The 26,111-nt window shown below is 68.1% G+C and carries 21 protein-coding genes, 1 tRNA gene and 2 pseudogenes; 16 read left to right on the top strand and 8 right to left on the bottom strand.

Annotated features, from left to right (window positions below):
• Positions 1-655: 655 nt before the first annotated feature.
• The gene (locus E1218_RS04550; protein ID WP_233712001.1) at positions 656-1,870 is read right to left on the bottom strand and encodes an MFS transporter; all 1,215 of its coding nucleotides are present in this window, start codon (positions 1,868-1,870) and stop codon (positions 656-658) included.
• Positions 1,871-1,943: 73 nt separating this feature from the next.
• Here E1218_RS04550 and E1218_RS04555 point away from each other — a divergent pair, with 73 nt between their 5' ends.
• Entirely contained in the window at positions 1,944-2,804 is an 861-nt protein-coding gene (locus tag E1218_RS04555; protein ID WP_132316559.1) for a LysR family transcriptional regulator, read from the top strand.
• A 44-nt stretch (positions 2,805-2,848) separates the two neighbouring features.
• Positions 2,849-3,118: a DUF1876 domain-containing protein gene (locus tag E1218_RS04560; protein WP_132316561.1), complete on the top strand. Its 270-nt coding sequence runs from the start codon at positions 2,849-2,851 to the stop codon at positions 3,116-3,118.
• Positions 3,119-3,120: 2 nt separating this feature from the next.
• On the opposite strand, the gene E1218_RS04565 is transcribed toward E1218_RS04560, so the two are convergent.
• Entirely contained in the window at positions 3,121-4,452 is a 1,332-nt protein-coding gene (locus tag E1218_RS04565) for a M20/M25/M40 family metallo-hydrolase (RefSeq protein ID WP_132316563.1), read from the bottom strand.
• Positions 4,453-4,508: 56 nt separating this feature from the next.
• Between E1218_RS04565 and E1218_RS04570 the strand changes: the two genes are divergently transcribed.
• From E1218_RS04570 to E1218_RS04585, 4 genes are all read left to right on the top strand, one after another.
• Positions 4,509-4,745, top strand: a complete 237-nt coding sequence (locus E1218_RS04570; RefSeq protein ID WP_132316565.1) for a hypothetical protein — start codon at positions 4,509-4,511, stop codon at positions 4,743-4,745.
• Positions 4,745-5,383 (top strand): dienelactone hydrolase family protein, encoded by a 639-nt coding sequence (locus E1218_RS04575; RefSeq protein WP_202865777.1) that lies wholly within the window; start codon positions 4,745-4,747, stop codon positions 5,381-5,383. The genes E1218_RS04570 and E1218_RS04575 overlap by 1 nt, the downstream gene beginning before the upstream one ends.
• Positions 5,364-6,032 carry an endonuclease V gene (locus tag E1218_RS04580; protein ID WP_132316567.1) on the top strand — a complete coding sequence of 223 codons (669 nt, stop codon included), beginning with the start codon at positions 5,364-5,366 and terminating at the stop codon, positions 6,030-6,032. The genes E1218_RS04575 and E1218_RS04580 overlap by 20 nt, the downstream gene beginning before the upstream one ends.
• A gap of 110 nt (positions 6,033-6,142) precedes the next feature.
• A tRNA-Leu gene (locus tag E1218_RS04585) sits at positions 6,143-6,228 on the top strand.
• 120 nt (positions 6,229-6,348) lie between these two features.
• On the opposite strand, the gene E1218_RS04590 is transcribed toward E1218_RS04585, so the two are convergent.
• A complete protein-coding gene (locus E1218_RS04590; protein WP_132316569.1) occupies positions 6,349-7,374 on the bottom strand; it encodes a M14 family zinc carboxypeptidase in 1,026 nt (341 codons plus the stop codon).
• Positions 7,375-7,692: 318 nt separating this feature from the next.
• Here E1218_RS04590 and E1218_RS04595 point away from each other — a divergent pair, with 318 nt between their 5' ends.
• Positions 7,693-8,922, top strand: a complete 1,230-nt coding sequence (locus E1218_RS04595; RefSeq protein WP_132316571.1) for a YncE family protein — start codon at positions 7,693-7,695, stop codon at positions 8,920-8,922.
• Positions 8,923-9,831: 909 nt separating this feature from the next.
• Here E1218_RS04595 and E1218_RS04605 read toward each other — a convergent pair.
• Positions 9,832-12,696, bottom strand: a complete 2,865-nt coding sequence (locus E1218_RS04605) for a helix-turn-helix transcriptional regulator (protein WP_132316633.1) — start codon at positions 12,694-12,696, stop codon at positions 9,832-9,834.
• 141 nt (positions 12,697-12,837) lie between these two features.
• On the opposite strand from E1218_RS04605, the gene E1218_RS04610 reads away from it, so the two are divergent.
• Together E1218_RS04610 and E1218_RS04615 are read left to right on the top strand one after the other, a co-directional pair.
• Positions 12,838-13,701 carry an enoyl-CoA hydratase/isomerase family protein gene (locus E1218_RS04610; protein WP_132316573.1) on the top strand — a complete coding sequence of 288 codons (864 nt, stop codon included), beginning with the start codon at positions 12,838-12,840 and terminating at the stop codon, positions 13,699-13,701.
• A gap of 108 nt (positions 13,702-13,809) precedes the next feature.
• The gene (locus tag E1218_RS04615) at positions 13,810-16,596 is read left to right on the top strand and encodes a helix-turn-helix transcriptional regulator (RefSeq protein ID WP_132316635.1); all 2,787 of its coding nucleotides are present in this window, start codon (positions 13,810-13,812) and stop codon (positions 16,594-16,596) included.
• Between the two features lie 50 nt (positions 16,597-16,646).
• Here E1218_RS04615 and E1218_RS04620 read toward each other — a convergent pair whose 3' ends face one another.
• The 4 genes and pseudogenes from E1218_RS04620 to E1218_RS37910 all read right to left on the bottom strand — a co-directional run.
• Positions 16,647-16,895 carry a DUF2630 family protein gene (locus tag E1218_RS04620; protein WP_132316575.1) on the bottom strand — a complete coding sequence of 83 codons (249 nt, stop codon included), beginning with the start codon at positions 16,893-16,895 and terminating at the stop codon, positions 16,647-16,649.
• Between the two features lie 145 nt (positions 16,896-17,040).
• The gene (locus E1218_RS04625; RefSeq protein ID WP_202865780.1) at positions 17,041-18,546 is read right to left on the bottom strand and encodes an aldehyde dehydrogenase family protein; all 1,506 of its coding nucleotides are present in this window, start codon (positions 18,544-18,546) and stop codon (positions 17,041-17,043) included.
• Positions 18,513-19,442 carry an NAD-dependent epimerase/dehydratase family protein gene (locus E1218_RS04630; RefSeq protein ID WP_165949116.1) on the bottom strand — a complete coding sequence of 310 codons (930 nt, stop codon included), beginning with the start codon at positions 19,440-19,442 and terminating at the stop codon, positions 18,513-18,515. Before E1218_RS04630 ends, E1218_RS04625 begins: the two co-directional genes overlap by 34 nt.
• A gap of 126 nt (positions 19,443-19,568) precedes the next feature.
• Positions 19,569-19,934 (bottom strand): annotated as a pseudogene (locus E1218_RS37910) (glycoside hydrolase family 15 protein); the annotation flags it as partial.
• Positions 19,935-20,017: 83 nt separating this feature from the next.
• Between E1218_RS37910 and E1218_RS04635 the strand changes: the two are divergent.
• From E1218_RS04635 to E1218_RS04665, 7 genes and pseudogenes are all read left to right on the top strand, one after another.
• A complete protein-coding gene (locus tag E1218_RS04635) occupies positions 20,018-21,133 on the top strand; it encodes an alpha/beta fold hydrolase (RefSeq protein ID WP_132316579.1) in 1,116 nt (371 codons plus the stop codon).
• A 32-nt stretch (positions 21,134-21,165) separates the two neighbouring features.
• Positions 21,166-21,552: pseudogene (locus E1218_RS38090) on the top strand (universal stress protein); the annotation flags it as partial.
• Positions 21,553-22,133: 581 nt separating this feature from the next.
• Positions 22,134-22,439, top strand: coding sequence for a sigma factor (locus E1218_RS37000; protein ID WP_233712002.1), 306 nt, complete (start codon positions 22,134-22,136; stop codon positions 22,437-22,439).
• The gene (locus E1218_RS37005; protein ID WP_233712003.1) at positions 22,357-22,644 is read left to right on the top strand and encodes a sigma factor-like helix-turn-helix DNA-binding protein; all 288 of its coding nucleotides are present in this window, start codon (positions 22,357-22,359) and stop codon (positions 22,642-22,644) included. Before E1218_RS37000 ends, E1218_RS37005 begins: the two co-directional genes overlap by 83 nt.
• The gene (locus E1218_RS04650) at positions 22,637-23,986 is read left to right on the top strand and encodes an NAD(P)/FAD-dependent oxidoreductase (RefSeq protein ID WP_132316583.1); all 1,350 of its coding nucleotides are present in this window, start codon (positions 22,637-22,639) and stop codon (positions 23,984-23,986) included. Before E1218_RS37005 ends, E1218_RS04650 begins: the two co-directional genes overlap by 8 nt.
• 349 nt (positions 23,987-24,335) lie before the next feature.
• Positions 24,336-24,626, top strand: coding sequence for a hypothetical protein (locus tag E1218_RS04660; RefSeq protein ID WP_132316585.1), 291 nt, complete (start codon positions 24,336-24,338; stop codon positions 24,624-24,626).
• 209 nt (positions 24,627-24,835) lie between these two features.
• Positions 24,836-26,032, top strand: a complete 1,197-nt coding sequence (locus E1218_RS04665; protein ID WP_132316587.1) for an epoxide hydrolase family protein — start codon at positions 24,836-24,838, stop codon at positions 26,030-26,032.
• The last annotated feature ends 79 nt before the right edge of the window (positions 26,033-26,111 follow it).

The following is a 26,111-nucleotide window of genomic DNA, read 5'->3' on the forward strand; positions in this document are numbered from 1 at the left end:
CCATCGATGCTGCGACGCACTCGTTGCTGTGGGCACCCCAACTAGTTGGGGTTTCGAAGATCGTGCTGGGCCCGGACGTTGGGTTCTCCGTAGCCGGCGTGATCGTGAGGTACGTCGACGTGGACCGGGACGCCCCGCGACCTGGACGATCTTGCCGCCGGCTTTGACGGTGACGCGCAACCACGGGTCGGCCGGGACATTCTCCCTGACCTCCTTGATGTAATCCGTCATCGGGAGGGCGGCGTCCGTCTTGCCGTTCGGGCGGACCGGCGCGAACAAGGATGCTGTGGCCGTTGGCCTTCACGGCGGCGCGCAACGTAGCGAGCATCCGGTGGGACAGTCCGCGGCCGAGGTGCGACGGTCGGATCAGGATCTCGAGCGCGCTGGAGACGTTCGGCGTCCGGCCGTGGCGGAGGTCAGCGAAGCCGCGCTGCAGAACCCCGGTCCCAGCCGCCGGACAACAGCTCGAGACGGTGCTCGTCCGGGAACGAACGGGATGCTGCGGCCGTGGGCGACGAGTTCGCCGTCCTCGGTCGCGACCACGCACTGGTCCGGTAACGCGTCCGGCAGCAGACCCATGAAGGCGTTGCCGATCGGGTCGTCGTGCATGAACTCCGGCCACGCGTCGGCGAAGTCGTACAGCCGCTCCAGGCACTCAGGCCGCTCGGTCAGGGTGGTGCTGACGATCTCGCCCCGCAGTCCCGCACCGCGACGGTCCTGCCTTCACCAGGATGATCAGCGCGACCAGGGTGGTCAGCAGCCCCGCGCCGACCAGCGTGACCTCGGCGCCGGCCGCGGCGATGATCGGCCCGCCGGCCAGCATCCCGGCGGAGCTGCCGGCGTTGACGACCACCGTCTGGCCGGAGAGCAACGCGCGCCGCTCCGGGCCGTGCGAGGTCCTGGTGATCAGGACCGAGATGGCGGCGATCCCGAGGGCCACGCTGATTCCCGAGAGCGCGCCCATCAGCGCGATGACCGGCGGATGCGCCCACAGCCCCATCCCGGTCCAGCAGAGACCCACGAACGCCCACGCCATCCCGGCCAGGAGCACGGGTGGCAACCGCCGTACGACGGCCAGTGAGACGGCCGTGCCGATCACCGATCCTACGCCGTACCCGGTCATCCCGGCTGCCAGGTACACGCCGGGCTCGCCGCGTTGTGCACCGATCACCGACAGGCCGAGCGTGAAGGCGAACCAGGTCGCACACCCGGTCCCCCGGACGATCCAGCCGTGGAGTACGTCCGGCCGGTGTCTGAGGCTGGCCCGGATCGAGGGCGTCGGCGTGTCCGCCGGAGCCCGCTCCGCTCTCACTGTGCACGCCAGGAGCCCTGCGGCCGCGACGGCGACCGCCTCGACCCACAGGAGGCCGTTCGTCAGCCCTGTCGACACCGCGAACGCTCCGACGACCGGTCCGATCATCATGCCGATCCTGCGCAGGCCGTCCTGCCAGGTGAGCAGTACGACGGCCTTCCCCTCGCCCCACCGGTCTCCGGTGTCAGCCAGCAGTGCGGACCGGCCGGGTGTCGCCAGTGCCTCGCTGCACCCGAGCAGCAGCCCGCTGACAACCAACAGTTCGGGTGTGAGCAGTCCCAGCATCGCCGCGGCCGGCACAGTCGCAAGAGCCAAGGCTTGCACTACGGCAACGACCGCAAGCCGTGAACCCGAATCCACCCACTGCCGCGCCTTCCTGGCCCACCACGGCGACAGCAACACCGGTACGCCGGACGCACCGCCGACCAGCCCGGTCGCCGCCACCGATCCGGTCTCGTGGAGGATCACGAGCGGCAACGCGACCTGCGCGATCCGGAACGCAAGGTCCGCCGAGGCCCCACCGGCCAGCAGCGCGAACGCCTCGCTCCTCGCTCTCATGCCCGCGATTCTTGGGGATATCAGATCGTCCGGGTAGCCGGCGAGTCTTCGGTGCTTGCCATAGGCTGAAGCTATGGCCTCATTACCAGCGGTCGAGGACCTCCGGCTGGTGCAGGCGATCGCCCGCACCGGCTCGGTCGGCACCGCCGCCCGCGAGCTGCGCATCTCGCAACCGTCCGCGTCCCAGCGACTGGCCCGGCTGGAGCGAATGTGCGGCACCAGGTTGTTCGAGCGCGACACCCGCGGCGCCCGTCCGACCCCCGCCGGCGCCGAGCTCGGCCGCCGGGCCGACCACATCCTCGGCCACCTCGAGGAGGTGTACGACGCCACCCGCGCGGCCGCCGCCGGCCACCGGCTCGTGATCGGCACCTTCGCCAGCATGGCCCCGATCCTGTTCCCGGTCCTCGACGCGGCCCTGCCCGACCTGGAAATCCAGCAGCAGGTGGACCACGGCCACTTCCTGGTCGAGCGGATCGCCGAGGGCACCACGGACGCCGCGTTCATCGCCATCGCCGACCAGATGACGCTGCCTCGTGGGACCGTCGCCCGCCGGGTCGGCCGGGACGAGCTCGTCCTGTTCGTCCCGCCCGGCGCGGCACCACCGGGCCGCGGCAGACAACCGCTGAAGGACCGCCCGATCCCGTTCTCCACCTACGACCGTGGCGCCGAGGACATCCACGCCCGCCTGGTCGCACTCGGTGCCGTCCCGCGCCGGGGCGTGACACTGGGAACCACGGTCGGCATGGCGCGCCGCCGTACGCAACTGGCCCTGGTGCCGCGCAGCGCGCTCGCCACGGAGCTCCGTCCGGGCGAGCGGCTGGTGCCCGCGCCGTTCCGCTACCGCCTCACGCTCTCCCTCGTCACCACGCCGACCCCGCCGAAGCCGCTGATCCGGCACCTACCGAACCTCCGGACCACTCTCAACCTCTTGTGAGCCGGGCCCCGGCGGGACGACGCTGGTCGGTGGGGGTGAGTCCGATGACAGTACGGCAGTGGACGGTGGACATCACGATCGACGAGGTCGAGGGCGAACGGACGACGCACGCCGAGGCCAGGTTGCGAACCGACGGAGAACAGCTGGCCGGCCGCGGTACGGCGTACCGGCACCCGCACGATGTCGAAGTACCGCAGATCGGCGACGAGCTCGCGGCCGCCCGGGCGCTGTCGGAGCTGTCGCACCGGCTGGTGCTCGCGGCGGCCCAGGACATCGAGGAGGTCACGCACCGGCCGCCGCGGCTGAAGCGCTGAACCTACGCCTCGTCCAGGAAGCGGTCCAGGACCCGGGAGCCGAACTCCAGGGACGCCGTCGGCACGCGCTCGTCGATGCCGTGGAACATGCCCATGAAGTCCAGGTCCGGCGGCAGCTGCAGCGGGACGAAGCCGAAGCAGCGGATGCCGAGCCGGCTCCACGACTTCGCGTCCGTACCGCCCGACATCAGCAGCGGCGCGGTCCGGCTCTGCGGGTCCTCGGCGGCCAGGCACGCCTTCATCGCCTCGACCAGGCCACCGCTGAACTCGGTCTCGAGCGCGATGTCCTCGACCACGGTCTCGCGCTGCACCTTGTCGCCGATCAGCTCGTCGACGGTCGCGAAGAACTCGTCCTCGTACCCCGGCAGGAACCGGCCGTCGACGTGCGCCTCGGCGTCCCCCGGGATCACATTCACCTTGTACCCGGCGTTCAGCATGGTCGGATTGGCCGTGTTCCGGATGGTGGCACCGAACATCCGGCTGAACGAGCCCAGCTTCGCCAGCGTGGCGGTCATGTCCTCCGGGTCGAGCTCCACCCCGAGCACGTCCTCCAGCGTCTTCAGGAACTCCCGGACCGTCGACGTGAGCCGCAGCGGCCACTCGTGCCCGCCGATCCGGGTGACCGCCTCGACCAGGTTGGTGACCGCGTTGTCGTGGTTCACCATCGATCCGTGGCCCGCCGTACCCCGGGCCTTGAGCCGCATCCAGCTCATCCCCTTCTCGGCGGTCTCGATCAGGTACAGCCGCAGGTCGTCCTGCACCGTGACCGAGAACCCGCCGACCTCGCCGATCCCCTCGGTGCAGTCCGCGACGGTGTCCGGATGGTTGTTGATCAGCCACTGCGCGCCGTACACCCCGCCGGCCTCCTCGTCAGCGGTGAACACCAGCCGGACCGGCCGCCGCGGCTTCACCCCGGCCCGCTGCCGCGCCCGGACCACCGACAGCACCATCGCGTCGAAGTCCTTCATGTCGACCGCGCCCCGGCCCCACACGCACCCGTCGAAGATGTCCCCGGCGAACGGATCCACCTTCCAGTCCTTCGCGTCCGCCGGTACGACGTCCAGGTGCCCGTGGACGAGCAACGGGTCGGCCGACTGGTCCTCGCCCTCCCAGTGAGCCACCAGCGTCGCCCGGCCCGGCTCCGACTCGTAGATCGTGGACTCGATCCCGACCTCGTCCAGCTTGGCCGCGACGTACTCCGCGGCCACCCGCTCTCCGTTGCTCTTGCCGTTGCCGTAGTTCGTGGTGTCGATCCGGATCAGCTCGCTGCAGAGCTCCACCACCTCGGCGTCGGGGGTGTACGACGTACGCTCGCTGGGCGTCGGAGTAGTCATGCCGCCTATCCTCCCCCGCTCGAATGACATCCCGCACAGCCGGGTATCTGAAAGGTATGAGAGGCGACCGGGTAGAGATCGTCGTCGACACCGGCAGCGGCGTGTCGACGTACGAGATCACCGCGACCAAGGCCGGCCGCCGGGTCGAGATCAACTCCACCCGGAACCTGACCGAGGTCGTCGAGGTCACCCGGTCCGGCACGCCGATCCGTACCGCCCGCTTCCTCTCGGCCCGCGTGATCGCTCTGGTCGAGCATCCCGCCGGCTCGGCAGACGGCTCGGCACCGGTCTGATGACCGAGCGAGTGACGCTCGAGTCGACCGGCCTGGAACTGCCCGGAGACCTGGTCGTGCCGGCGTCGGCGAACGGTCTGGTGATCTTCGCCCACGGCAGTGACAGCAGCCGGCACAGTCCCCGGAACCAGTACGTCGCGCACGTCCTCAACGAGGCTCGGCTCGCCACGTTGCTCTTCGACCTGCTGACGGCGGAGGAGGCAGCCGATCGGCGCAACGTCTTCGACATCCCCTTCCTGGCCGGCCGGCTGGACGCTGCTCATCGGTGGGCGGCTGATCGGCATGGCGAACTGCCGGTCGGGTACTTCGGCGCCAGCACTGGCGGAGCCGCCGCGCTGTGGACCGCGGGCGAGGGCGCCGGTGTCGGCGTCGGCGTCGGCGCGGTGGTCTCGCGCGGCGGCCGCGTCGACCTGGCCGGTCCGCGGCTGGCAGCAGTCACCGCGCCGACACTGCTGATCGTCGGCGCGCTCGATGCCGACGTACTCGAGGTCAACCGCGCCGCCCAGGACGAGCTGCGATGCGTCAACGAGCTCCAGGTCGTCGCCGGCGCCACCCATCTCTTCTCCGAACCCGGCACGCTCGAGCAGGTCGCCGTACTGGCCCGCGACTGGTTCCGCCGTGAATTGGCCGGCCACTGAGGCCCATCTGGTCTCGTCCCAGCGAAACCTTGCCCGGGCGAGACCGCCACAATGGACACCCGAAGGCCAGTACCTGGTCGGCGGAGCGTGGATCTGCTTTCCCCGCGGCCTGTCCGGGAAGGGGTCGGCGGGTGACCGGGCCTGGGCCGCCGCGGTCGTGATGGATCGAGGCGGAGTCGTCGGACGGTGCCTGGTTCCCGGTCAGGCCTCGGCTCCGTACGTACCCGGTCTGCTCGCTCTCCGTCTCGGCCCGCTCCTAGCGGACGTCGTACGCCGGCTCGCACCGCAACCCGACGTACTTCTGCTGGACGGGACCGGGCGGGATCATCCGCGCCGAGCCGGGCTGGCGTTGCAGTTGGGCGCCGTACTGGAGCTGCCTACGGTCGGCGTGACTCACCGCCCGCTGACCGCCTCCGGCGACTGGCCGGCCGACGTACTGGGCGCGGCCTCGCCGCTGTTCATCGGACCAGACCAGGTCGCGACCTGGCTGCGCACCAAGCAGGGCACCCACCCGCTCGTAGTCCACCCGGGCTGGCGCACCGACCTGGCCTCGGCGGTAGCCGTCGCCACCCGATCCCTCGCCGGGCACCGGACCCCCGAGCCGCTACGACGAGCGCGCCAGGCCGCTCGGCTGCTCAGAGAACCGTGAGGCATCACCGCCGAAGGGTCCTCTCGGCCCGATGTGAATTCCACCCTTGGTGTTTGCTACTGTTCTCCGGTCAGCACCACTCCGGCCCACCCGGAGCGGTCAGACCACTCGTCCGGGTGGCGGAATAGGCAGACGCGCTAGCTTGAGGTGCTAGTGCCCTTCGCGGGGCGTGGGGGTTCAAGTCCCCCCTCGGACACTTGGCAGCAGGCCTGGCAGGGCAGCCGCCACGGACACACCCAACTCGAAGCGGCACAAAGATCCGAAGTCAGTCGTCGGTCTCGCGTTTGAGGTGTTCGACGGGACCCGGCTGGTGGTTCTATTCCTCGTGCGGGTCGTCCACGAAGTCGCCACGCAGCGGGATCTCGTCTGCGCGGGCCGGATCCAGCGTGAAGACCGTGCCCTCGGCGACGGACTCCAGGAGCGCCCCCATCGTCGCGTACGCCGTCCGGACCAGCATCCCGGAACTCTTCTGCCCGATATCGCCGCGCATCTCGACCAGGACACTGCCGGCACCGCGAATACCGTAAGAGTTGCGCGCGATCCCGCGGGGCAGCGTGCCCGGGTACTGGCTGACCTCCGCGAAGCCGTAATGCATCAGCGTGTCGAAGATGGCCAGGCACATCTGCCGCGACAGCGCGACCGCCGGGGCCGGCGCGTCGGGGTGGTTCGGCCAGAAGATCGACGTGGTGATCAGGTCACCGTCGTCGCTGCGGTAGGAGCCCTGATGGTGGTAGTCGACGACCATCGCCGGCTGGTACCGAATGGCGACCCGCTGCACTGCGGCTGCCTCGGGCACCGGGTTGTCCTCGGGTGCCACGGCGGGATCGTGCCACCGGTTGACGTCGAAGCCGACGCCCGGCGTACAGAACGCACCGGAACAGTCCGGGTCATGGTTCTGCCGCTGGAACCGCTCGGAGCCGTCCGGGTTCACCTTCGGAATGACCAGCAGGGTGACCTTGCGAAGAATCGCGTCCCAGCCGGCGCCGCCGTTGCCGAGCCGCTGCAGCAATTGCAGCGCGGCCTCGGTGCCGAGCGGCTCGTTGCCGTGCTGCTGGGTGATGTAGAGGACCTTCGTCGGACCGGTGCCCACCTTCGCCAGGTAGAGATCGCGGCCTTCGTTCGACCGGCCGACGGTCTCCAGCGAGACCCGGCCCTTGGACTGGCGCTGGATTTGCCGGAGCGCCTTCACCATCTCGTCGTACGAGTGCAGGCGCTCGAGCCGCACCTGCTGAGAGTCCTGAACCCAGGGGCCGTTCGGGATCGTCTGCGGGTCGGCTGCCGCAGTGGCCGTGGAGGCGAGGGCTAGCCCGAACACAAGGAACGCGGAAACCAGTCGGCGCATGGCGGGCACCTTTCGAGGAGAAGTCTTCGCTCGTGCGGCTCACCCTAGACACCTCACCTGCCCCCGGCAACGCCTCGCCGGTCGAACCCGGCCAGTCCGCCCCACCCTGCTGCACTGCCCGTAGAGCGCAGGGCGGTCGCGAGCAAACCATGGCCGGTCTGGCGACGGCGCGCGCTGCGCTCGGGTGTCCGGTGGATCTCATCCAGGGCGGTGCGCACTCAAGGTCAAGAAGCCACAGCCGGACGTTCTCGGTGCCGCAGTAGATGTACAGCGGCCGCGATTGAGGAACGGCACCGAAGCGCACACTATGCTGGCTCAATGCGCGGGCTGAGTGCGATTCCCGCAGTGCTCTGCACAGCCGCGGTACTGACCGCGGCCGGATGCTCGGGTCCCGCCGCGCCCGCAGCATCGGCGCCGGGGTCCACGGCTCCCAGCAGCGGTTCCCCGACCTCCCCCGCGCCGGTATCCGCGAGTACGCCGACGCCGACCGCCACCCGACCGTCGCCGACTCCGACGGTCCCACCCAGCACCCGGTTCAAGGACCCGTCCGGTCAATTGGTCCGCTCCGTCAACCGCTACGCCACCGGGCGAGCTCCCAAGCAGGTCGCATTCACCCCCGACGGCAAGGAACTCTGGGTGACGCTGCTCGGCGGCGACGGCGTCGCCGTGCACAACGCGGTATCGGGTGCCAAGTTGGCAGGCATCCGGCTCGGCCGGCACGGCGGCGCAGTCGAGGTGATCTTCACCCGCGATGGCACCACCGCATACGTGTCGCAGATGGAGACACACACCGTCTGGCAGGTCGACGTCGCCACCCGGCGAGTACGGCGCAGCGTGGATGTCAAGGGCGCCTGGACGAAAGTGCTGTCGCTGTCGCCGGACGAACGGACGCTCTACGCCGCGAACTGGATCAGCCACGACGTGTCGGTGATCGACCTACCGTCGTGGCGGGTGCAGAAAGTCATCCCGACCGTGCACACTCCGCGCGGCCTCTACCCGTCGCCCGACGGGCGAAGCCTCTACGTCGCCGGCTACGACAACGGCGAACTCGCGAGGATCGACCTTCGCAGCGGCAAGCAGAAACTCCTGCTCCGCACGGGTGGCGCGATGCGGCACCTGGTCGGCGACGGCCGACGGCTCTACGCCAGCGACATGGGCACCGCGTCCGTCTACGTCGTCGACCTGGCGTCCGCCAAGGTACGGCGGCTGGCGAGAGTCGACGATCACCCCAACACCATCGACCTCAGCCCGGACGGCAGAGTGTTGTACGTATCCTGCCGCGGCCGAAACAATCCGAAGAGCTACTACATCCCTGGCCCCGAATGGGGCTCCGTGGTCGTACTGGACGCAAGGACCGGACGGCCGCTCGACGCCATCGTGGCCGGCAACCAGACCACCGGGCTCGACGTCAGCGACGACGGCGGCCTGCTGGCGATCTCCGATTTCCTGGACAACCGAATCCGGCTCTACACCGTCCCGCCGTACGAGGGGCTCGCCGGCGGGAACGGCGGCTTCTGGTCCGGGCACAGGGCGGTGCTGACCAAGTAAGCCACTGGTCCGAGACCTGGGCCGGCGCAAAGGCCGAACCCGCAGGCTTGGTTACCGGCCCGCACTCTCGAGGGCGGTCGGGTTGAACCGCGCATCCTGAGAGCATCCCGCCTGATACCCTCGGCAACCAGCTGATCCGTCGAGCGAGTCAGCCCCAACTTCGGCGACGGTGGTTCAGTCCTTCCGGTACAGCGGCGTACCGCGGCCGGTTTCGACGTACTGCTTGAGGCTTGTCATCAGCTGGCCCCAGGTCATCGCGGCACTGGGGAAGGCCCGACGCCGCTCACCCAGCCGTCGTGGTCGAAAAGCACGTCGAGGTGATCGTCATTTCGGTATCCGACGTCGCATAGCGAAGGAGTTCTACCAGCGCTTGGGATGGCGCTTGGACGTCACGCCTTCCGGTGTCGTTCAGTTCACGCCACCTGGCTCGTGGTGCTCCGTACAGCTCGACTCGGCCCCCAGCATGGCCACGCCCGGCTCGGCGAAGGCGTACCTCGTCGTCTCAGACATCGTGGCCGCCCGGAACGCCATCACTGCCGCCGGTGTCGACGTCGACGAGATCTTCCACACTGGCCCTCACGGACCATCGAGCGGACCGGACCCCGAGCGTCGTACGTACCGCTCGCGCGCCTCGTTCACTGATCCCGACGGCAACATCTGGCTGCTGCAGGAGGTCACCGCCCGGCTTCCCGGTCGCGTCGACCTCGCGGGCACGTCGTACAGCTGGTCGGCGACCTCCGAGACGCGCTGCTCCGCGCTGCGCGCGCCCACGGCGAGCACGAGCAGCGCACCGGCGAGAAGGACGCGACCTGGCCGGACTGGTACGCCACCTACATGGTCGCCGAGCAGGCCGGCACCGAGTTGCCGACCTGACCATCGCGGTACCCGCTCGGCGCACTCTTCGCCGCATCAGGGCTCCGCGTTGATCCCTCGCAGCGCGTCGCCCAATTGCCGGCGCGCGGTGAGGCGCAACTTCGTGAAGACCTTGCGGATGTGCCACTCGACGGTGCGTGGGCTGATGAAGAGCTCCGAGGCGATCTCGGCATTGGTGAGGCCGCTCGCCGCGAGCCGGGCGATGTGCAGTTCCTGCGCCGTGAGCTCGTGCTGCGTGTCGACCGTCTGTCTACGGACTGTCTCGCCGGTGGCGTTGAGCTCGCGGCGTGCTCGGCCAGCGAACGCCTCCAGGCCCATCGCTGCCATCGCGTCGTACGACGATCGGAGTTGTTCACGTGCTTCCAGTCGGCGACCGGCACGTCGGAGCCACTCGCCGTACAGCAACCGGGCCCGAGCCGACTCGACGCGCAGGTTCGTGCGCTCAAGGCGGTCGACCGCTTCACGGTAAAGCTCCTCGGCGCGGGGACCGTCGAGTTGCGCCTGCGAACGCGCCGCGACGCCCGCGGCCCAGTCCGTGCCGCTCGCCCGAGCTGTCTCGGCCAGCTGCTCGGCGGCATCCGCGGCCGCGGCAGAGTGACCGGTACGAGATGCTGCTTCCACGAGCTCGACAAGACTCCAGGACCTGACCACCATCTCCTCAGGGTGGGCGGCGGCCGCGCGTGCGGATTCGAGAGCTGCCGGATACCGGCCATGACTATTGCTCAGCAATGCGTTCGCCCAATGAGTCAGGGAGACGCTGAGCCCTTCACCACGCGCGGCGGCGTCACGCCGCTCCGACGCGAGAAACCGCGTCGTGTGATCGTCACGCCCCTCGAAAGCGGCGAGGCCGATAGCTCCGTACGGCGTCATCCTGATCTGTGCGAGCTCGGTCGCGGCCTCCGCCTCGTGCACCAGGGCCGCCGCGGCGGGCAGGTCGCCGGAGAACAAATCCACGAAGACACGCGAATTGAGCGCCAGCGGCAGTGCGCTCACCGCACCCGAAGCCCGAGCGATGCGCAGATGCCGACGGGCCAGCTGGTCCCAGGCCTTGCCGTCCCTCAGGTCGATCGCGACCACCGTCGCCAGCCAGAGAAACCGGACCGCTTCCTGGACGGGGATGTCGTCGCTGTCAAACGCCTGGACTGCGGCTCGGAGCATCGGAGCCGCCGTTTGGTAGCCCTCGTCGAAAAGCACTGCCAGTGCACGCAGCAGGTCATCCCCACGCCGTGGCTGCGACGGTTTCGGTACGTCGCGCACCATCAGGGCAACGGCCATCGCGCCCGGATCGGTGGCGAGGTGTCCGGCGAACCAGGCCGCGGTGAACGCGTCGACATAACTCTCCAGGGCCAACTCGACATCGAGCGGCTCCAACCGGCGAGCAGCACCCACCAGCAACGGGAGAGCTTCTCGACCCTGATTGGCCGCCAGTCCGATCTGAGCGCGTAGAACGTCGACGCGGGCACGCTGAAGCTCGTCGAGCGGTCCGTGCTCGGTCACCGCGAGCAGTTGCGCAGCAGCCTCGAGAGATCCGGCCTGCATCATGGCTTGTGCCGCATTCAGTCGACGCTGGACGCGGTCTGCGGCGTTGGGCGTCAGCACGGCCGCCCGCTCAAGGAACGCGGCGGCAGCGGCCAGTCCCCCTTGTGCCAGTGCACGATCCGCGGAGTGTTCGAGCTGCGCCGCGACGGCCTCGTCCGGACCCGTAGCCGCGGATGCGCGATGCCAGGCCTGCCGATCAGGGTCCGCCTGCCGGTCGGTGGCCTCGGCCAGCGCCCGGTGTGCCGCCTGACGCTCCACTACGGTGGCCGAGCGGTACGCAACCGAACGCACCAGAGGATGCCGGAACCGAACAGTCTGGCGGAGTTCGATCAGCCCAGCTTCTTCGGCCGAGCGGGCGGCATCGACGCCGATGCCGAGCCGCTGGGCCGCACGCCACAGCAGGCGAACATCGCCGAGCGGCTCTGCGGCCGCGGTGAGCAGCAGAAGGCGCGAGTCGTGCGGCAGCAGCTCGACCTCATGGCGAAACCCCTCCTCCATCCGGCCTGTCAGGGTTCTCTTCCCCACCGTGGCGCCAGGCGCCGGACCGAAGCTGAGCTCAGCCGCGGTGAACCATCGCGGCAGCTCCAGCAATGCCAGCGGATTCCCGTGCGACTCGGCCAGGATGCGGTCTCGCACGCGCTCGTCGAGGTGACCGCTCACGGCCGATTCGAGCATCTCCCGAGCATCTGGCATGGCCAGACCATGCAGTGACAGGCCGGGGAGACCCGCCCATGTCTTGGCCCTCTCGCCCGGCCTGACCGCGACGACCAAAGCGACGGAGTGGGCGATGGACTGTGCCGTCAGCCGGCGAGCCACGAAGGCGAGCGTTCGCACGGAGGCTTGATCAAGCCACTGTGCGTCATCGACGACGCACACCACCGGGCCGTCCTTGGCGCCTTCGGACAGCAAGGTCGAGGTGGCGAGACCGACCAGAAACTGGTTCGGTGGAGTGCCCTCGCGCAAGCCGAACGCTGTTGCGAGAGCGTCCGCCTGCGGCCCCGGAAGTCGATCGAGCATGTGCAACAACGGCTCGCACAGCTCCTGCAAGCCCGCGAATGCGAGTTCCATCTGCGATTCCACGCCGGCAACGTGCAAGATGCGACAGTCCGCTGCCGCTGCCTCGACGTACTCGAGCAGAGCGCTCTTGCCGATGCCGGGCGCACCGCGCAGGACGACAACACCATGGCCGCCCAAACGCGCGGAGGCGACAAGGCGGTCCAGCACCTCACACTCGTCGCGCCGGCCCCGCAGGTACGGCCGTGGACGGTTGGTTCTCCCCGACACGACCTCCTCCAGACACCTCGTTCTCACGCTCGCGGCGGATTCCGTGGCGGGCGACGCCCAGATCTCCCGGAAGGGCATCGATCGGCGCACACCCGTTCAGGCTAAACCTGGCCGAAGCACCAGTGCATCGGCCAGTGCCTAGTACTGGCGCGATCACGTGCACGGTGAGTGATGGTCGAGTCGTCGGCCCCAGGCGGGTCTGGTGATCGGAGAACTTCGATGAACGCTCAACAGTTCCACGTCACCGAGGTCTCGGACGCCTATTGGAGAGCGTCGTTCGGCAACGGACCGGTGAACCTGATCGACCCCGACACGATCGAGCAGCTCAGCGACCTCGTCGCCCGGATCGAGAAGGCTCCCGCGCTCGCTGTCGTGGTCTTCAACAGCCTGAACCCCGACTTCTTCATGGCGCATTGGGACATCACCGCCGACCGTGCCCGGGTCGCTACGATGCGGCCAGGCCCGACCGGCCTGCACCCGTATGTGGACAACCTGGTCCGGTTGAGCAAGGTCTCCGCGGTCACCATCGCGGCCGTCCGGGGCCGGGCCCGTGGCGCCGGCAGCGAGTTCTTGCTGGCAACCGACATCCGGTTCGCGGGGCACAACGCCGTACTCGGTCAGGTGGAGCTCGGCATGGGAGCTGTGCCGGGCGGTGGGGCGATGGCCCGTCTGGCTCGATTGGTCGGCCGGTCGCGGGCGGCCGAGATCGTCCTCGGTGCCGATGACTTCCCGGCTGCGCTCGCCGAGCGATACGGCTACGTCAACCGGGTCGTCCCCGACAGCGACCTCGACGACTTCGTCGATCGATTCGCACGCCGTATCGCCGACTTCGACACGACCGCGATCGCCGGCGCCAAGGCACTGCTGGACCTCGCGTCGCTGCCCGCCGACGAGGAGTTCGGGCCCGGAATGACCGCGTTCCTCCAGACAGCGTGGCGGCCGGTGAACGTCGCACGGATGCGCGACCTGCTCGCACGCGGCCTGCAGACGCCGACAGGCGCCGAACTCGACCTCGGTCAGGCAGTCGGTGAGGCCGGGGCTCCACCGAACGAGGTTGATCAGAACAGTCGGGCTTCCGGCTGAGAAGCGTTGCCCGCAGCCGGAGTCAGTGCCAAAGTGAGACCTGCGCCAGGCTCCGACGTCGCCCCATGCCGAGGCCTCTCTGCCACGGATCAGGACGATGGGGTGGTCATGACTGTCAGCTCAGGATGGCCGGGCCTCCGTGGACGTCGGTCCGAGTGCGAATCGTTGATCTCACTGCTCAGTGCCGCTCGAAACGGACAAAGCCAGGTCATCGTTCTTACTGGCGATGCCGGGATCGGCAAGACGGCCCTGTTGCAGTACCTGCTGGACAACGCCGACGGGTACGGCGTGAGCCGGGCCGCCGGTGTCGAGTCGGAGATGGAGCTCGCCTTCGCGAGCTTGCACCAGTTGTGTATTCCCTTTCTCGACCGGCTGGATCGGTTGCCGCTTCCGCAGCGGACAGCACTCGACACCACTTTCGGCCTCGCGTCAGGCCCTCCGCCCGATCGGTTCATCCTCGGGTTAGGCGTGCTCAACCTGCTGAGCTCTGCAGCCGAGGAGCAGCCGCTGCTCTGCGTCATCGACGACGCGCAGTGGCTCGACCAGGCATCTGCGCAGACACTGGAGTTCGTCGCCCGGCGGCTTCGCGCGGAGCCCATTGCGATGGCATTCGGTCTCCGTACGACGGATGAACAGCCGATACTCACCGCATTACCTCAGTTGCCGGTGCCCGGACTGAACAACCGCGATGCCGCCGGCCTGCTGGATTCGGTGCTGGCCGGTCGGCTCGACGCCGAGGTCCGGGACCGCTTGGTGTCGGAGTCGCACGGCAACCCGCTCGCCCTGCTCGAGCTCCCGCGCGAATTGGTTTCCGCCGGCCGGGGGCACAGTGTTGAGAACAGCCCGAGCGCCAGTCTGACCGGTCGCTTGGAGGACGGGTTTCTCCGGAAGCTGGAATCTCTACCGGCCCAGGCCCGGCGACTACTGGTCCTCTCGGCCGCCGACCCAGTGGGAGATGTCGACCTGGTACGTCGCGCTGGACAACGACTCGGGATCGGCGACGAGGCGATCTCCGCGGCCGAATCGACGGGCCTCCTCGAACTGCGTCACAGAGTCGAGTTCAGGCACCCACTCGTGCGGTCGGCCGTCTACCGTGCGGCTGTTCCGGAGGAACGGCGTACGGTCCATCAGGCGCTCGCCGATGTCACTGATCCGGTTGGGGACCCGGACCGGCAGGCCTGGCATCGTTCCCGCGCAGCCGCCGGTCCCGACGAATCGGTCGCGACCGCACTCGTACAGTCAGCCGACCGTGCCCTCGGACGCGGTGGACTTATGGCGGCGGCATCATTCCTCGAAGCTGCCGCGACGCTCACACCTGAACCCGATCACCGAGCGCAGCGATCGCTGGCAGCCGCGCAAGCAAAGATGACGGCGGGTGTTTTCGACGACGCTCTGTCATTGCTCGCCGAGGCACAGGCCGGGCCGCTCGTCGAGACAGAGAGTGCGCGGGTGGACTTGCTGCAGGCGCAGATCTCCCATTACTCGGAAGGCGGAAACAAAGGGCTCCCGCTACTCCTCGCTGCCGCTGCCCGACTCGAGCCGCTCGACCCGAAGCTCGCCCGGGAGACATACCTCGACGCCTTCGCCGCGGCCATGTTCGCCGGCCGGCTCGCATCCGGATCCGGCATCGGCATGCGGCAAGTCGCCGAAGCCATCCGCGAGATTCAACTTCCGGCAGCGGCCGGCAAGTCCGATGTGATGCTGCAAGGGATCGGGGTGCTCTACACCGAGGGCTACGCGGCGGCGGCTCCCGGACTGCTCGATACCGTGCGCGCGTTCGGTTCCGACGAACTCACCATGGACGAGTCCGTGCGCTTCGCCTGGCTCGCGGCCTGCGCGGCGTGTGATCTCTTCGACGACGACAACTGGGACGTCCTCACCCGAAGACACCTGGCTGCAATTCGCGAGATCGGTGCCTTGAGCGTGCTGCCGGTCGCCCTCAACAGCCGCATCATCTACGACCTGTACAGCGGCGACTTGGCCGAGGCGGAGGCCTTGGTCGCCGAATGCGCCTGGGTCGCCGAGGTGACCGGAGGGCAGAACACGATGATGCCGTACGGCGAGGTCTGCCTCAGCGCCATCCGCGGCGACGCAGGACGGGCGGAACCGCGCTTCCGCAAACTGCTCGACGATGTCACAGCGCGCGGTGAAGGGGTGGGCCTGAACATGATCGGCTGGTTCCAGGCTGTCATGTTCAGCGGCCTGGGCCGCCACGCGGAAGCGTTGACCGCTGCCCGGCTGGCCGCCGACTCACCACTCGAACTCGGGCCACCGAAGTGGGCTCTCGCCGAAGTCGTCGAGGCGGGCGTGCACAGCGAGAACACCGCGGAAGCTACGGTGGCATTCGAACAGCTCTCGTCCTTCACCCAGGCCAGCAGCACCGACGCGGCATTAGGAGTCGAGGCCGGCCGGAAAGCTCTACTGTGCTCGGGCCGCGCGGCGGAAGACTGCTATCGAGAAGAAGCCGAGAGGCTGGCGCGTACGACGCTCCAAGTCGAGCGCGCCCGAGCTCAGCTCCGGTACGGCGAATGGCTGCGACGTGAGAACCGTCGCGGGGACGCACGCACTCAGTTGCGCCTTGCGTTCGAGACGTTCAGCACGATGGGTCTCGGCGGATTCGCCGAGCGTGCACGCCAAGAACTCGCCGCGACAGGCGAGACTGTTCGCCGACGAACGGTCGAATCGACCCGGAATCTCACCGCGCAGGAGACGCACATCGCCCGGCTCGCGGTAGAAGGTCTGACCAACTCCGAAATCGGCGACGCACTCTTCCTCAGCGCCCGGACGGTGGAATGGCATCTGCGCAAGGTTTACACCAAGCTCGGCGTCCAAACCCGCAGAGACTTACGTCAGTCCCTACCGGAGCCGGCGGAAGCCTCGACGAAAACACCCTGATCGCTCGCCGCCCGGTCTGCGCCGGCTTCGACCAAGGGTTCTGCGGGCGGTCATTGGAGGTAGCGCTCCACCTGGTTGGCGGGACGGACCGCAGCTACGTCGGGGTCACCTCCGGCCGTGCGCAGTGCGCGCCGCTGCCGGAGCAGGTCCCAGCACTGGTCGAGCTCGACCTCGACCGCCCGCAGTCGTTGGAGCTGCGCCGCCTGATCGCGGGTGCGCTCGGCGGGGTTCCCGCGCAGGCTGTGTTCCTCGCCGACAAGGCGTCGGATGACGTCGGGGACGGACTCATCGGTACGCATGGCATCTCCTGTGGGCCTCGGATTCGGTTGGTCGTGCGGTGGTAGTCAGCCCGTGGGTCACGCCGGCCGACGGAGCATCGGTCTCGCCGGCCGGCGGAGACGCGGGAACATTCGGCGGAGCTCAGAGTCCAGACAGGGCGCAGGATCAGCCGGTGTACTGGGCGTAGGTCTTGAACTCCTGGAACTCCTCGAGCGCGCGGATACCGTTGAGCCGGCCGATTCCGCTCTGGTTGAAGCCGCCCTCCTCGTACTCGTCTACCACGACGGCCCAGGTGTTCGTCCACACCGTGCCCGCGCGAAGCCGGCGACCGATCCGGCGCGGCCGGTCAACGTCCCGGGTCCACACCGAGGCGGCAAGACCGTACTCGGTGCAGTTGGCCAGCCGGACCGCGTCATCCTCGGACTCGAAGGTCTCGAACGTTGCCACCGGTCCGAAGACCTCATGCTGCACGATGTCGAGGTTCGGATCGTCGACGGCAACCAGGGACGGATGGTAGTGCGCACTGCCCGCCTCACGAAGACCGCCACGGACCAGCACAGTGCCCTTCTTGCCAGCCTCCTCGACGAGCTCGTCGACACGCTGAGCGTTCGCCGCGTCGATCATCGGTCCCATCTGGCTCTGCGGATCATCGCCCGGGCCGACCCGGATGGCGGACAGCGACTCGACCATGCGGTCACGTAGCTCGGCCGCGATGCGCCGCTGGACGAGGATGCGGCTGCCCGTCATGCAGAACTGACCGGTGAACGTCGTGATCGCGGCAGTGAGAACGGGCACCGCCGTGTCCAGGTCGGCGTCGTCGAAGACGATCATCGGCGTCTTGCCACCCAGTTCGAGCGCCAGTCGCTTGAGCCGCGGAGCGGCGTTGGCCATGATCTGGCGGCCGACCTTCGTGCTGCCGGTGTAGCTGAGGACATCGACATCAGGCGATGAGACAAGCAGGCGCGCCAAGTCGCTGCCAGACTCGGTGAGCGATGACAGGACGCCGGCGGGCAGGCTCGGGATTTCGCCGAGGAGTCGATGGAACAGGCCGTTCACCATTCCGGTCTGTGCAGGCATCTTGCTGACCACGGTGCAGCCTGCCGCGAGGGCTGGCGCAAGTGAGCGCACCAACAGGATCACCGGCGAGTTCCACGGGGTGATGATCCCAGCGACGCCGATCGGCTCGGGCACAGAACTCATGTGCAGACCTGGTGAGACCTCCGAGGCGCGTCCGCCCTGGCTCAGTGCCAGTGCGGCGTAGTAGTGGAACTTCGGAGCTGCGAGACCGACCTCGAAAGCGGCATCCTTCAAGATCTTGCCGTTCTCGCGGGCAAGCAGCAGGACGAGTTCGTCCGAGTGGCGCTCGACCGCATCGGCCAGCTCGGTGAGGACGCGATGGCGCAAACGGCGGTCCCTTGCCCAGTCGGTCTGCTCGAAGGCTCGCCGCGCCGCGGTGATGGCCTGGATTCCCTGCTGGGCATCGGCATCCGCGTAGGTGCCGAGAACCGAGCCGTCAGCCGGACTGACGGACTTGTTCTCGTTCGCAGAGTCCACAAGTTCTCCGTCGACGTACTGTCGCGCCACTGTCATGGTTGTCATTGCTTCCTCCGGATCATCCTTCTGTTTGGCCGGCTGGCTCAGCCGAAGAGCTTTCGGAATCCGTCCCGCCATGACGGATAGTCCGGGGCGAAGCCCAGCTCCGCCTTCGCCTTGGCGTTGCTGGCCGCCGGGAGGTGATTGCCGTAGTACACGGCCTGGACGCCGATCTGCTCCTCGGCCTCCTCCTCCGAGATCCGGCGCGGCCGCGGGGCATCCAGGAGCTGGGCCAAGTACGGCAGCCAATCGGATTGGGGAGCAGGTTCGTCGTCCACGACGTTGTAGATGCCCGGGCCACCGCGGTCTACGGCTGCCACGGTGACCGATGCCGCGTCACGGACATGAACGAACGGGTACTGCCCGGCGCCGTCGCCGACGATCGGCATCTCGCCCGCCGTGACCGCCGTGACGATGTCTCCACCAGGACCGATCGCAGTGCCCTCGCCGTACAGGAATCCGTACCGAAGAACCACGCCTTCGATGCCCGGAGTGTCCAGCACCAGGTTCTCGGCCGCGATGTTGGCCTTGACGTGCTCTCCGATCGGCCCCGGACCGTCCAGGTACGGCGGCGCCGACTCGTCCGTCGTACCTGAGCCGGGCTGGATCATGAAGCTGGCGCTCTGCGCGACGACCCTCAGACTGCCGGCCTCACGGGCCGCCTTCATCAGTGCCTTCGTGCCCTCGCGCCGCAGCCGGTTGGTCACAGCCAGCCAGGCACCGTAGTCACGAGACGGCACCGAGAGCGCAGTCATCAGGTTGACGATCACCTGCGGCTGGGCCTCGACGATCACTTGGCCGACCTCGATCTCGTCGAGACCGTTCATCAAGACCGGCCGTGCCCCGAGTCCCTCCACGAGGGAAACGCCCTGATGGCGACGGGTGCTGACGGTGACCTGGTGGCCGCGGTCGACCAGCGCCTCGACGACGGGCCGGCCTACAACCCCTGTTCCTCCTGCGACGAAGACCCGCATGGTCATCTCCCTTGAGTTTCTCGCTGTGCCTGGCAGGTTCATCGTGGGTCGCTCGAGGCGCATCTCGCCCCCGGTGCAGTCCCTGGTCCTGCAACGGGTCGGCGCAACTACGGGCCGGATAGCTGCGGCGTTCCCGACCCGGACGGGCCTCGAGCTTGCATACCCGGGTAGCCAGTCGAGCGTCTGCTCGGGGATGTGATCGGTCCCGCCGACGGCGTACATGATCTGCAGGTCCGAAGGATTGTCGATCACGCTACGCACCAGGCAGTCGCGCCAGGCCTCGGCCTCTGCGAGGAAACCACTGGCGAGAAACGCCTTGAGGGTGAAGGTTGCGGTCAACCGGCTGATCCATTCGGTCCAGAACGCCTCTTTGTCAACGAGGACGGCGCTGGCTGCTGGAGCGGCTCGACCGGCCGCGTCGCCGCGGCAAAACCGCAAACACGGGCCGGAACGGTGTGCCCGTGAACCAGGGAGGGGACCAGGGAAGCCCACGGGCGCAACGGATGGCGGAGAGCACCACTCTCAGAGAGGACGACAGACCACAGCGGATCTGTCCCTTTCGAAGGAGTCCCTCCATGAGCACCTCTCCCTCAGATCCGCCCACGAAGGTCGTCAGCGACGTGTCGCAATCCCACGCGGTCCGGCGCCCCTTCTCGCGCCGTCGATTCGTCGGCACTGCCGCGGCAGCTACCGGGGTGTCACTGCTCGGCGGGCTGGCGACATCCACCGCCTCCGCAGCGCCGAAGCGGTTGCTGGACGGCATCGGCTCGGTCTCCACCGCTCCGAGGCTCCCGGCCGGTTTCACCAGGACCTTCAGGAGCCGGTTCATCGAGGCCAACGGCGTCCGCCAGCACGCGGTCATCGGCGGTGACGGTCCCCCGCTGCTGTTGGTGCACGGCTGGCCGGAGAACTGGTTCGCCTGGCGCTTCCTGATGCCGGCGCTGGCTCGCGACTTCACTGTCATCGCCGTCGACCAGCGCGGTATCGGGCTGACTGAAAAGACCCGCGACGGGTACGACACAGCTACTTTGGCCGACGACCTGGCCGCACTCATGACCGAACTCGGCCACCAGCAGTTCGCTGTGGTCGGTCACGACACCGGCTACATCATCGGCTACGCGCTCGCCGCCGACCACCGCGACCGGGTCAGCCGTTTGGTCGTCGCTGAGATCCCCGGACCACCGGGAGTTGTAGACCCCGAGCACGCCCCGCCACCCTTGTTCCTTCCCGAGTTCCTCAACAACAGGCTCTGGCACATCCCATTCAACCGCGTCAACGACGAGCTGATCGTCGACATGGTTAGAAGCAACGCCGACGCCTTCTACCGCTACGAGTTCACCGTTCAGGGCGGTGGAGCGACGCTGCCGGACTACGCCATCGACTACTACGTCAGCCTGTACAACCGCGACCGGAACGCCCTGCGAGCCAGCTTCGGTCTCTATCGTGCATGGGACGCCATCCTGACGCAGAACGGACAACGCCAGCACACAAAGCTGACGATCCCGGTTCTCGGGATCGGTGGCGAAAACAGCTGGGGTCCTGCCGCGGCAGGGGGCATCAAGCCCGCTGCGAGCGACGTACAGACCGCGGTCATCGCCGGCGTCGGGCACTGGGTCGCCGAGCAGGCGCCCGCGCAGATGCTCGAGGTGTTGGGCACGTTCCTGGCCCCGTATCTGAAGGCCACCGGGTAGACCCCGCATCCTCTGGCCCAAGGGAACCGCTCATGTATCACTTGGACGCACTACGCCGCGAACGGCCTCGAACCACCTCTTTCGTCCTGGTGGCCGTTGACAGCCCGACGGACGGTGTCGACGCCGTCGCCTGGGCTGCGGCCGAAGCATCGGCTCGGCAGGCGACCCTCCACATTCTGCACGTCATTCCCTGGGAACCGTTCGGACTTGACTACGTCGGACAGGGCGACGCCGGCGCGTACGACGCCGCCCAGCGATTGCCGGACAAGGCCGCGGAGCGCGCCCGACGGGTTGCGCCCCACGTCGCGATCACCACCCGGATCCATACCGGCGAGCCCGCCCGCGCTATCGCGCTCGAGGGTGACCGAGCAGACCTGATCGTGCTGGGTCGCGGCGCCACCTGTCACCCCCGCCGTCGTTCGAGAAGGTCAGTGACCCTGCAGGTCGCCGCCCGGTCGCAGCGGCCCGTCGCCGTGGTTGGCGACGCCGGGACGCCGCAACCCGGGAGCGCCGCCGGCCGGGTCGTCGCTGTGATGCCCTCCGATCACGATCCAGCACGCGGCATGGGCTGTCCTGGGAGCTGCCTTCAACGCTGCTCACCGGCGTGGGATCGGAGTCATTGTGGTTGTCGACGCGCCCGACGCGCCACAGCGGGCGGAACCACCGTCGACGACCTCGTGCGGCAACACATGTACGTCTTCTTCGACATCGATCTGCAACGACAGCCGTTGACTGGTCCACGCGGTTCTCTCTTGACGCACGCATCACGGTCCGCCGCCCTCGTCGTGTTCGCCGTGCCCGAGAGCCGAGTCGCCCGGTGGCGATGCAGATCCGCCATCGGTCGGCTGCTCCAAACCATCCCGGCCCTCATCACGTTCGTTCACCATCGCCCCAGTCCTCTGCTGCACAGAACGAGCCCTCTCGGCGGCCCTCGATAACTGGCTCCAGCACCGTCCCGACCCATCAGCCGATCGACGCGAACACATCGTGGGACGACTTGATGCAGAATCACTTCGCACAGATTTACTGGCTCGCCTGCGGCTTGACCTGTGATCGTCATGACGCCTGCGACCTCACCCAGGACGTCTTCGTTCAGGTCTTCCGCAGCGTGGCGACGTACGCGCCCGGAAACTTCGACGGGTGGCTGTACCGGATCACGGTGAACCTGTTTCGTTCCCAGGTCCGTCGCGACCGTAGAGTCCGGCTACAGCGATTTCGTGAGGATGTCGTCGACCAGCACACGGCTGGTCGGCAGAACCCGGAGGAACTGCTGGCGGATTCGGATCGTCGACAACGACAGCCGTGATGCCCTGGCGGACCTGCCTCCCGAATACCGCGTCGCCGTGTTGCTCAGAGACATCGACGGTCTGAGCAACAAGGAGGTCGCGCCCGTTCTCGACATCAAACCAGGCACCGTTGGCAGCCGCCTGCACCGCGGACGTGCGCGACTGCGCGCTGCCCTTGCCCACCGCGCTCCGCCATTGGCATCACGGGGAGGACTTCATGCGTAGGATCCTGATCGTCGGTGGCGGCTACGCCGGCTTCTACGCGGCGTGGAAACTGGAGAAGAGACTCCGGTCGGGCGACGCCGAGGTCACTCTCGTGGACCGCCGACCGTACATGACCTATCAGCCCTTCCTCCCCGAAGTGGTGGCTGGTTCGATCGAGGCGCGACACGCAGCGGTGTCGCATCGGCGTCATCTAAGCCGCACCCGCCTGGTCGCCGGCATGGTGACCGCGATCGATCACGCGCACCGTGTGGTGACGGTGGCGCACGTCGACGGGCACGGCATCGAACTCGGGTACGACGTCATCGTCGTCACAGCTGGAGCCGTCACCCGCAAATTCGCCGTACCTGGTATCGCCGAGCAGGCGATCGGCCTCAAGAACGTCGAAGAGGCCGTTGCCATCCGGGACAAGTTGCTCACCGCGTTCGACCTGGCCTCCGGTCTCGCGCCCGGGCCACGCCGCCGCAAACTGCTCACAGTCACCTTCGTCGGCGGCGGATTCACCGGAGTCGAAGGCTTCGGCGAGCTATTGTCACTCGCTACCGCGCTACTCAAGCGCTACCCGGAGGTGAGCCGGGACGAGCTGCGGTTCCACCTCGTCGAGGCGTCAGGCCGGATCCTGCCCGAAGTCACCGACCGGCCGGGACGCTGGGTGGTGAACTCACTGGAACGGCGCGGTGCCAGCGTCCACCTGAACACACAGGTGACCTCAACAGTCGGCGGGCACGTTGTGCTCTCTACCGGCGAGGAGTTCGACTCCGAGCTGATCGTGTGGACCACCGGCAACGGCGTCAATCCCGTCATCGGCAGGCACACCGATCTACCCGTCGACCAACGCGGCCTGATCGTCGTACGGCCCGACCTGCGGGTCGGCACCGACGACGACCCCGTGCCCGATGCCTGGGCTGCGGGCGACGACGCCGCGGTGCCCGATCTCGCGTCGCCTGTTCCGGGCGCGCTCACGGTGCCGAACGCCCAGCATGCCTACCGGCAGGGGAAACTCCTCGCGCGCAACATCGCCGCCACCCTGAAGGGCAAGCGACCGAGGAAGTACCTCCACCACAGCCTGGGCGCGATCGCGACTCTCGGCATCGGCCGCGGCATCTTCCAGTACGGGCGCCTTGTCATCACCGGGTTGCCAGCCTGGCTGATGCACCGGGGCTACCACGTACTGGCCGTCCCCAGCTGGGAGCGCAAGATCCGGGTCCTCGCGATCTGGCTGACCGCGGCCGTGTTCGGCCGGGACATCGTCTCGCTGGCCTCGGTACAACATCCACGCGCAGCCTTCGTCACCGGCGGCGAGTCGACCGTTCCGACCGAGAGCGTGTCGCGAACAGCGGAGTAGTCGAGGCCGAACTGACCTACCCCAACATGGCGACGACCACGAGCACCGCCGCCGTGAGTGGCGCCACCATCAGCCCGAGCCCAATGCCTTGTGCCACGATCCCTGACAGGATCGTGCCGACATAGCCGGAGCCAGGCAGCCCTGCGCCAGCCACACCTGAGCGCCTGCGATCAGCGCGACCCAGCGGCCTGGGGGAATCGGTCGTGATCAACCCTAACGACTTCGGCGTCACCTGGAACGCGCTCGAGGGCGGCGTCGTCCTCGTCTCCGAGAAGGTCACCTTGAAGATCGAGTCTCTGTCATCCGGAACGCGTGATCCTCGGCCATGCACGGCGCGGATGATGTCGCCGTGTCCGACGGCGAGGCGGTCGCACCGGCGCTCGTGGAGCGGGTGTTGACGGTCGGCGAACTGGTGTACGCCGACGGCGCGACGCAGGTCTTCGACACCAACGGCGGGACGACATACGTCGAGAACGGTCGACCGACCCAGTGGCACACCGACGGGGACGGCCAGTTCGGCTCATTCTGGCCACCCAGCCACCGCAACACCTACGACCTGCGCTGGTCGAGGACGGCATCGTCGTCAGGCTCCGCCTCACCGAGCGCCCGTACACGATTCGACGGCCGCTACCGACATTGATCGCGAGCCCCCCGGGCCGAGTAGACCCGGGAGCAGACCAGGGCCTTCCACGGGCGCCCCGTCAAGATCAGAAGAGCAGGCTCAGTGGCGTCACCAACCGCATCAGGTCTCGCGAAAGAGATCCTGACCACCTTGCGGCCTGGCAGGTGCCGGACCTCTGCACGACCGAGATCCGTGCGGCCTTCAGATCGCGGCGCCAAGGAGGCGAGATGAGCACCACCCTCGACACCACGACCGGGATTCAGTCTTTCCAGGTCGACGTTCCACAGGAGCAGATCGACGACTTGCGCCGGCGCATCGCGGCCACGCGCTGGCCCAGCAAGGAACTCGTCGGAGACCGATCGCAGGGCGTGCAGCTGACGACCCTGCAGGAACTCGCCCGCTACTGGACGAGCGAGTACGACTGGCGCAAGTGCGAGGCCAGACTGAACGCACTACCGCAGTTCACCACCGAGATCGACGGGGTCGAAATCCACTTCGTCCACGTCAGGTCGCGGCATGAGAACGCGTTGCCGCTGATCATGACCCATGGCTGGCCCGGCTCAGTCATCGAACTACTCGACACAGTCGGCCCGCTCACCGACCCGACCGCTCACGGCGGCAAGGCCGAAGACGCATTCCATCTCGTGCTGCCGTCCTTGCCCGGCTACGGTTTCTCTGGCGAGCCAACCGAACTCGGCTGGGAGAACGGCCCCATCGCACAAGCCTGGGCGAAGCTCATGGATCGCCTCGGGTACACCCGCTACGTTGCCCAGGGTGGCGATGTCGGTGCCGCGGTCACGGACGCGATGGGGCGCCAAGGGCCCGACGGGCTGGTGGGAATCCACGTCAACCTGCTTGCGACGGCGCTGGGCATCGTCGATCTGCTGCCGGCCGAGTCCGAGCAGGAACGCGCTGCGCACGCCGCGCTCAAAACGTTCACCACGGACGGCTTCGGCTACTTCCTGGAGCAGTCCACCCGGCCGCAGACGATTGGCTACTCCCTGCTGGATTCACCCATCGGACTGGCGGCGTGGATGCTCGACCATGACACGGACAGCTACTACAAGATCTCTCGCGCGTTCGTCGACGGCGAGCCCGTCGGCAACCTGACCCGGGACAGCATCCTCGATAACATCACGCTGTACTGGCTGACCGGCACCGGCGCCTCGGCCGCCAGGTGGTACTGGGAGTTCGGACAATTCCTACACGGAGCGGCCGGCCATGCTCCTCCGCCGGTTTCGGCTCCCGTCGGCTTCACAACGTTCCCGGGCGAAATCTGGGCTGCCCCGCGCAGTTGGGTCGAGACCGTCTACCCCGGCGTCGCCTACTTCAACGAGGTCGACAGCGGCGGCCACTTCGCCGCCTGGGAGGAGCCGGAGCTCTTCACGACTGAGGTGCGGGCCGCATTCAGTTCACTACGGTAGCGGCAACACGGCCGATGCCCTCCTGCACCGCCGCGATCCGTCTGGCGCAACGGGGGCGCGTTGCTTACCCCTGCTGTCA

Origin of the sequence: Kribbella turkmenica (genome assembly GCF_004348725.1) — a bacterium.
GTDB classification, from domain to species: domain Bacteria; phylum Actinomycetota; class Actinomycetes; order Propionibacteriales; family Kribbellaceae; genus Kribbella; species Kribbella turkmenica.

Coding starts and splice junctions, on each gene's coding strand:
- E1218_RS04550 (WP_233712001.1), bottom strand. CDS start 1,870: ATGAGAGCGAGGAGCGAGGCGTTCGCGCTGCTGGCCGGTGGGGCCTCG.
- E1218_RS04555 (WP_132316559.1), top strand. CDS start 1,944: ATGGCCTCATTACCAGCGGTCGAGGACCTCCGGCTGGTGCAGGCGATC.
- E1218_RS04560 (WP_132316561.1), top strand. CDS start 2,849: ATGACAGTACGGCAGTGGACGGTGGACATCACGATCGACGAGGTCGAG.
- E1218_RS04565 (WP_132316563.1), bottom strand. CDS start 4,452: ATGACTACTCCGACGCCCAGCGAGCGTACGTCGTACACCCCCGACGCC.
- E1218_RS04570 (WP_132316565.1), top strand. CDS start 4,509: ATGAGAGGCGACCGGGTAGAGATCGTCGTCGACACCGGCAGCGGCGTG.
- E1218_RS04575 (WP_202865777.1), top strand. CDS start 4,745: ATGACCGAGCGAGTGACGCTCGAGTCGACCGGCCTGGAACTGCCCGGA.
- E1218_RS04590 (WP_132316569.1), bottom strand. CDS start 7,374: ATGCGCCGACTGGTTTCCGCGTTCCTTGTGTTCGGGCTAGCCCTCGCC.
- E1218_RS04595 (WP_132316571.1), top strand. CDS start 7,693: ATGCGCGGGCTGAGTGCGATTCCCGCAGTGCTCTGCACAGCCGCGGTA.
- E1218_RS04605 (WP_132316633.1), bottom strand. CDS start 12,696: ATGCCCTTCCGGGAGATCTGGGCGTCGCCCGCCACGGAATCCGCCGCG.
- E1218_RS04610 (WP_132316573.1), top strand. CDS start 12,838: ATGAACGCTCAACAGTTCCACGTCACCGAGGTCTCGGACGCCTATTGG.
- E1218_RS04615 (WP_132316635.1), top strand. CDS start 13,810: ATGACTGTCAGCTCAGGATGGCCGGGCCTCCGTGGACGTCGGTCCGAG.
- E1218_RS04620 (WP_132316575.1), bottom strand. CDS start 16,895: ATGCGTACCGATGAGTCCGTCCCCGACGTCATCCGACGCCTTGTCGGC.
- E1218_RS04625 (WP_202865780.1), bottom strand. CDS start 18,546: ATGGCGGGACGGATTCCGAAAGCTCTTCGGCTGAGCCAGCCGGCCAAA.
- E1218_RS04630 (WP_165949116.1), bottom strand. CDS start 19,442: ATGCGGGTCTTCGTCGCAGGAGGAACAGGGGTTGTAGGCCGGCCCGTC.
- E1218_RS04635 (WP_132316579.1), top strand. CDS start 20,018: ATGAGCACCTCTCCCTCAGATCCGCCCACGAAGGTCGTCAGCGACGTG.
- E1218_RS37000 (WP_233712002.1), top strand. CDS start 22,134: ATGCAGAATCACTTCGCACAGATTTACTGGCTCGCCTGCGGCTTGACC.
- E1218_RS37005 (WP_233712003.1), top strand. CDS start 22,357: ATGTCGTCGACCAGCACACGGCTGGTCGGCAGAACCCGGAGGAACTGC.
- E1218_RS04650 (WP_132316583.1), top strand. CDS start 22,637: ATGCGTAGGATCCTGATCGTCGGTGGCGGCTACGCCGGCTTCTACGCG.
- E1218_RS04665 (WP_132316587.1), top strand. CDS start 24,836: ATGAGCACCACCCTCGACACCACGACCGGGATTCAGTCTTTCCAGGTC.